Below are 6,681 nucleotides of genomic sequence, written 5' to 3' on the forward strand. Positions count from 1 at the left end.
TAAGACCCCTAATCGCGCGTTGATCAGCGTCTGGTTGGTGACGCTCGGGCCGCCAAAGGTGAAAGTGTCGTAGGAGCCGTCCTTCACCTCATAGGTGTAGCGCAACCCGGCGCTGAGAGTGACGCGCGGCACGATCTGGTATGTGACTTCACCGAAAGCTGCGTAGCTGTCTTGGCGCAGCCGCATGCGACCATCGGTGCCATAGCCGTCGAGCAAATTGGCTGGCACCGTGACCGCCGCCGCGCCCGCCCCGGTGCTGGTCCCGATCAGATAGCGCGCAGCGGCCGGACCGTAGATGCTGATCGGGCGGCCGGTGATCGTCTGATCGAAGACATAGAGCCCCGCGACATAGCCGAAGCGGTGCTCGCCCTTTGAGGCGAGGCGCAGTTCGTGGCTGAACTGGTCCTGCCGCGATGGGATGTGCTGGGTGATCTGTACCGGAATGCCGGTGTAATCGCGGTCGTTCGCCGCATCCCAATTCCAGAAGCGCCACGCACTGACCGAGGTCAGTGTGCCAATGCCCCCAAGATTCCAGTCGGCGATCGCGGAGACGCCGCCCTCATTGGTGTCGACGCCAAGCGCGGCGTCGATGTCGGTCAGCCGATCGTACGGATTGGTGCTCGGCGGCGCATAGCCAAATTGCGCGGCGAGCCCGGTCGGCCCGGCATATTGCCGCGTTGCCGAGCGCAGCGGGCTGACGTCGGCGGCGCGCAGATAGACTTGCGTGCAGCATTCGCTCGCGAAATTGGTGAAGTCTGCGGTTAGTCGGAGCTGAAAGTCGGCGGTCGGCGTGAACAGCAATTGCCCGCGCACCGCCTGATTGCCGATGCCGTTCTGGTTCGCGCCGGTGCGCGTGTTGCGGATCACGCCGTCGCGGCGGGTAACCAGCCCGGAGAGCCGAAATGCCACAGTATCGCTGATCAGCGGCCCTGTTGCGGAGGCCCGCCCCTGCACGAAGTTATAGCTGCCGACCGACAGTTCCGCGTCCATCTGCGGTGTGAAGCTCGGCGCCTTGGAGATCACGCTGATCGCGCCCGCCGTCGTGTTCTTGCCGAACAAGGTGCCTTGCGGCCCGCGCAGCACTTCGATCCGCTCGATATCCGAGAAATCGAACGCTGCGGTGGCGGGGCGGGCATGATAGACTTGGTCGATATAGAAGCCGACGCCGGGTTCCAGCCCGTCATTCGCCTGGCTCACCGCGACGACGCTGCTGCCGAGGCCACGGATCGTGAAGGCGGTGTTGCGCGGATTGGCCGAGCTGTAATTGAGCGCAGGCACGAGCGCGCTCAAGTGCTGCGTGTTGACGGTGTAGGAGCGGCGGATCAGTTCCTCGCCGACCACCGAGACTGCGATCGGGACCGTCTGCACATCCTCTGCTCGCTGGCGTGCAGTGACGACGATGTCGGAGGGGCTGGCGTCGCTGGGAGAGGTGGCGGTGGGGGCTTCCTTGGCAAGCGCCGCATATGGGGAGCAGGCCAGCAGCACGCCGGCCGCAGTCCCGGCGGAGATCGTCGATCGCATGAAAATCCCCGTTCTAATGCCGCAAAGCGCGTCGACGATTCGCCATATACCGTCGGATATAGAGATTGGAAGCTGCTGCTGCTGCGGGAACGGTGATCGGACGGCTTGAACCATCGGTCTAACGGTTACTTCCCGTGAAGCTGAACGCCTGCCGTTCGCCCTGAGCCTGGCGAAGGGCACCTCTGGTACTGTGAACCGCTCGCTTTATGCGAGGGGGGCTTCGACAGGTTCAGCCCGAACGGAGCTGAAACGATTACGCTGCGTTCAAGCGATCTTCGCGCGATCTTGTCCTGGTGGCGTTTGGCGGCGCGCGTGATAGGGAGGTCGCTATTGCCCGGTCGCTCCGTGCGCTGAGAGTTTCCCCCACACGATGCGCCTTTTTCTGTGCCTGCCGATCGCCGTGCTCGTCCTTCCCGTCCCGGTCCTCGCGCAGCAAGCTACGCCGGCACCCGATGGTCCCGACATTGTCGTGCTCGGCCGCCCCTTGCCGCCGCCGCCGGGCGTTCCGGCTTATGGGTCGGTGACGATCGAGCGTGTGCGGCTGACCGGCGATGCCTCGGGCCGGGTCGAAAACGTGCTGGCTGATGTTGCTGGGTTTCAGCAATTCCGCCGCTCGGACAGTCGCTCGGCCAACCCCTCGGCGCAAGGCGTGACGCTACGCGCGCTCGGTGGCAATGCGTCGAGCCGCGCGCTGGTGCTGCTCGATGGTGTACCGCTGGCCGATCCGTTCTTCGGTTATATCCCGTTCAACGCGCTCGCTGCAGACCGGTTGTCGAGCGTGCGGATCACGCGCGGCGGCGGGGCAGGCGCGTTCGGCGCGGGCGCGGTCGCAGGCACGATTGAACTGGCGAGCGCGACCCGGCGCGAGTTGCCGCACCTCGCGGGGGAAGCGTTCTATGGCAGCGCGAATGCGGTCGAAGCGGCGGGGAGTCTCTCGCCCGATGTCGGCGGCGGATTTTTGAGCGTGTCCGGCAAGTTCGAACGGGGTGACGGGTTCTTTACCACACCATCTGCGCAACGCTCTGCCGCGACCGTTCGGGCGCGCTATCGCGACTGGTCGGGGTCGCTGCGCGCGGTCGTGCCGATCGATGCGCAGACCGAGGTGCAGGCGCGCGGACTGCTCTACCGCGACAATCGCACGCTGCGCTTTGCCGGGGCCGCCAGCAGCTCTGACGCGCAGGATGCGAGCATCCGGTTGATTCACCGCGGGAGCTGGGCAGTCGATGCGCTCGCCTATATCCAGGCGCGCAACTTCACCAATCGCGTCATCAGTGCGACCAGTTTCAAACTGACGCTCGATCAGCGCAATACGCCTGCGACCGGGATTGGTGGCAAGATCGAATTGCGCCCTCCGGTCGGGCCGGATCATGTGCTGCGGCTCGGGATCGATGCGCGGATCGGGGAGGGCGTGCTGTATGAGGACGCCTACGCCGCGACCGGCCTCGTCACGACTCGCCGCAACGCCGGCGGCAGGACCAGCACCACCGGGCTGTTCGTGGAGGATGACTGGACGCTCGGTCGGTTGGTACTGACCGCCGGGCTGCGCGGGGACCGCTGGACGATCACAGACGGCTTCTTTCGCGAGCCGAATGCAGTGGGCACGCCGATCACCGACACGCGCTTCACTGACCGCCACGGGTTTGAAGCAACCGGGCGGGCAGGCGCGTTATTCCGCGCCAGCGACGCGGTGGCGGTGCGCGGGGCGGGCTATACCGGGTTCCGCGTGCCGACGCTCAACGAATTATATCGGCCGTTCGTTGTCTTCCCAGTCACCACGCAAGCCAATCCAGCGCTCGGACTCGAGCGGTTGCGCGGCGTGGAAGGCGGGATCGACGTCACGCCCGCGCGCGGCGTGACGGTCGGCATCACCGCTTTTTACAACCGGCTCGAAGGTGCGATTTCCAACGTCACGATCGCCGCCAACACGCGCCAGCGTCGCAATGTTGACGCGATCGTCGCCAAGGGAGTGGAGGTGACCGCGCATGCCGCGCGCGGCGGCTTCTCGCTCGATGCATCCTACGCGTTCAGCGACAGCACGGTCCGCGCTTCGGGGGCGTCTGCGCCCTTGAACGGGTTCAGTCCGGCACAAAGCCCGCGGCACACGGCAAGCGCAACGCTGGCCTGGGAACGCCACGGTTTGGGCGCGTCGCTGACCGCGCGCTATGTCGGCCGACAAAATGAGGACGATCTGCAGACCGATATCCTCCCCGCCGCGACGACGCTCGACGCCGTGGCACGGCTGCCGCTCGCCCCGCATGTCTCCCTGATCGCGCGCGCGGAAAATCTGCTCGACCAAGCGGTCGTCACGCGTAACGCTGGCGGGTCGATCGACCTCGGCACCCCGCGCACGCTGTGGATCGGGGTGCGTGTCCAATGATCCGGTGGCGCTGGCTGGTCAGCGCGTTTGTATCGGCGGCATATGGGCAGCGACCGGACTTGGTGATAGGCGTGCGGGGATGATCGAACATCCCTTTTCTCGGCGTGACGCCCAGTCGATGCGGTGCTGGCCTGACCAGACTCGATAAGCGCGTCCAGACGCTCGCCGTCTGCCTGTCTGGCGTGGCGGGCTATGTCGATGCCGTGGGGTTCCTGCATTCGGGCGGCTTTTTCGTGTCGTTCATGAGCGGCAATTCCACGCGCCTTGCGGTCGGCCTGGCGCATTGGACAACGGCAGCGGCGATCGCGGGCGGCCTGATCGGCAGCTTCGTGATCGGCGTCACGCTCGGCTCGCTGTGCGGATCGCTCAATGAACGGCATCGCCGCTCGATCGTGCTTGCCTTGGTCGCCGGGTTGCTGGCGGGCGCGGCGGCGGTCGGTACGGCGGGGTCCACCTGGCGGGCGTTGGCGCTGACCGCGTTGGCCATGGGGGCGGAGAATGCCGCCTTCGAGCAGCCGGGCGGGGGCAGCATCGGCCTTACCTATATGACCGGGACGCTCGCCAAGATCGGGCAGGGAATCGCCGCGATGCTGCGTGGGCGGGGCGGGTTCGAATGGCTGTCTTATGTCGCCTTATGGGCGGGTCTTGTCGCAGGCGCGATCCTTGGCGCCGCCATTTACGCACAGATCGCGATGGCGGCACTGTGGTTTGCCGCGGGCGCGTCGGCGATCCTGGCGATCGTCGCGCGGCGGCTGCACGTCGGCTAGGTAGTTTCCGATCCTGCATTGCTCAGCCCCAGCCGTGATATTATAGCGATCGAACACTCGAAATGAGGACGATCATGCCCGAGAGCCCCGCTGCGGCATCTGCGCCAATCCGTCATATCGTCGTGCTCGGCCATCCCGACTCGCAAAGCTTCAACCACGAGGTGGTCGAACGCTATGGCAAGACCGTGCGCGAAATTGGTCACGAGTGCGTCGTGCGCGATCTGTATGCGCTGGATTTCGATCCGCGGCTGCGCGCCGATCACCGACCCGGCCATGCGACTGGCATGTCGGCCGACGTTGCGCGTGAAATCGGCCTGTTGCGCGATGCCGATGTGCTCGTCTTCGTCTATCCGATTTGGTTCGGCATGCCGCCGGCGATCATCAAAGGCTATGTTGATCGCGTGCTCGGCGTCGCGCTGACGCCGTCGGATATTCGCGATCATCAGCCGGATTCGGTGCTGGTGGGGAAATGGTTCGGGACGTTTTCAAGTTCGGCCACGACGCGGATCTGGCTCGATGAACACGGCCAGATGGAATCGATCCGCCAGGCGTTCGACCGCTATCTGATGGGGATTTTCGGGCTGCACGACGCCGGTCACGTCCATTTCGGCGCGATCGTCGCGGGGATGGATGCCCGCTTCGTGCGCGAGAGTTTGTACGAGGTGGAAGAGCAGGCGCGCAAGATCTGCAGCAGCGTCGCCGCGGCACGCCATGCGGTGAAGGCGAAGGAAGCGGTCGCGGCGCTGGCCGCGACGTAAGGCGATCCTGCGACGAGGACGGTTTGCTGCATGGCCCGCTCGATCGCGCGCAACAAAGTGGGCGCGCTGAACGGCTTTTGCAGGACGATGGCATTGGGCTCGGTGCGCAGAACACGGTAGCAATCGCCCGTGGCGAAGATGAGCGGTATCGACAGCGTTATCGCGATCTCCTCGGCCGCAGCGATGCCGCTACCGCCGCGCAGGCTCGCATCGATGATCATCAGATCGGGACGATGCAGCAATGCTGCGGCGACGGTCTCCGCTTCGGTCTCGGTCGTCGCGCAGACGCTGTGGCCCAACGCCTCTAAAAGATCCGACAAAAACATTGCGATCATCGCATCATCTTCGGCGATCAGGATACGCAAGTCTGTCATACGGAGAGGATGCGGGCGCGCGGCATGGACTAACAGGGTCGGAAAGTACCTATAACGGCGCGGGCGGGTCTTGCCGAATTCGGGATGACGGGTTCGGGGACGGCTTATGCTACACTTTTTTCATGGGTGTTTCTGCCAGTGAGTTGAAGGCGCAAGCCGCGCTCCTCGATCGGCAAACCGGCGGGCTCGATGCCCGTTCGGATGAAGGTGTCATCGTGTCCTCAGGGAAGGCAAATTTCCCGATCGTTGCGGTTGGCGCTTCGGCAGGCGGCCTGGACGCCGTCACCAGGCTGATCGACGCGCTGCCCGACGCGCCCGGCATGGCCTTCATTCTGATCCAGCATCTCGATCCGACGCATAAGAGCCTGATGGCGGAGCTGCTCGCCAAGCACACGCCAATGCCCGTGATCGAGGCGTGCGATGGTGCCGCGATCGAGATCGACCATGTCTATACCATCCCCTCCGGCGCATATCTGTCGGTGTCGGGGGATGTCCTCAGGCTTTCGCCGCCGGAAGTGCCGCGCGCCGTGCGAAAACCCTTCGACTTTCTGTTGAAATCGCTGGCGCGCGGGACCGAGCATCCGATTGCCGCGATCATCCTGTCGGGCTTTGATGGCGATGGCAGCGATGGCTTGCCGAGCATCCGCGAACGGGGCGGTCTCGTCATCGCGCAGGACCCGGCGGAAGCACAACAGAATTCGATGCCGATCAGCGCGATCGATACCGGGCTGGTCGATCAGACCTTGCGAATCGGGCAAATGCCGCACGCGCTGGCGATTTTTGCCAAATCCAATGCCGCGTCGGCTGTCACCGGTCCGCCGGGCCTTGCCGCCATTATCGAGGAACTGCGCCGCAAGACGCCGCACGATTTTCGACTCTACAAG

Annotated in this window: 5 protein-coding genes and 1 pseudogene; 4 read left to right on the top strand and 2 right to left on the bottom strand. The window is 64.9% G+C overall.

Annotated features, from left to right (window positions below; genetic code table 11):
* Positions 1-1,521 (bottom strand): TonB-dependent receptor (locus ABWP09_RS12790; RefSeq protein WP_353205514.1); only part of this gene is annotated, 1,521 nt, incomplete at its 3' end.
* A gap of 370 nt (positions 1,522-1,891) precedes the next feature.
* On the opposite strand from ABWP09_RS12790, the gene ABWP09_RS12795 reads away from it, so the two are divergent.
* The 3 genes from ABWP09_RS12795 (at position 1,892) to ABWP09_RS12805 (ending at position 5,423) form a co-directional block, all read left to right on the top strand.
* Entirely contained in the window at positions 1,892-3,898 is a 2,007-nt protein-coding gene (locus tag ABWP09_RS12795; RefSeq protein WP_353205515.1) for a TonB-dependent receptor, read from the top strand.
* A 104-nt stretch (positions 3,899-4,002) separates the two neighbouring features.
* Complete coding sequence (locus ABWP09_RS12800; RefSeq protein WP_353205516.1) at positions 4,003-4,665, top strand: YoaK family protein; 663 nt, start codon at positions 4,003-4,005, stop codon at positions 4,663-4,665.
* A 74-nt stretch (positions 4,666-4,739) separates the two neighbouring features.
* On the top strand, positions 4,740-5,423 hold the full coding sequence (locus tag ABWP09_RS12805) for an NAD(P)H-dependent oxidoreductase (RefSeq protein WP_353205517.1): 684 nt from the start codon (positions 4,740-4,742) through the stop codon (positions 5,421-5,423).
* Between the two features lie 53 nt (positions 5,424-5,476).
* On the opposite strand, the pseudogene ABWP09_RS12810 reads toward ABWP09_RS12805, so the two are convergent.
* Positions 5,477-5,797 (bottom strand): annotated as a pseudogene (locus tag ABWP09_RS12810) (response regulator); the annotation flags it as partial.
* A 122-nt stretch (positions 5,798-5,919) separates the two neighbouring features.
* Between ABWP09_RS12810 and ABWP09_RS12815 the strand changes: the two are divergent.
* A partial coding sequence (locus ABWP09_RS12815) for a chemotaxis protein CheB (RefSeq protein ID WP_353205518.1) occupies positions 5,920-6,681 on the top strand: 762 nt, incomplete at its 3' end.

Origin of the sequence: Sphingomonas sp., from assembly GCF_040398505.1 — a bacterium.
Lineage (GTDB): Bacteria > Pseudomonadota > Alphaproteobacteria > Sphingomonadales > Sphingomonadaceae > Sphingomonas.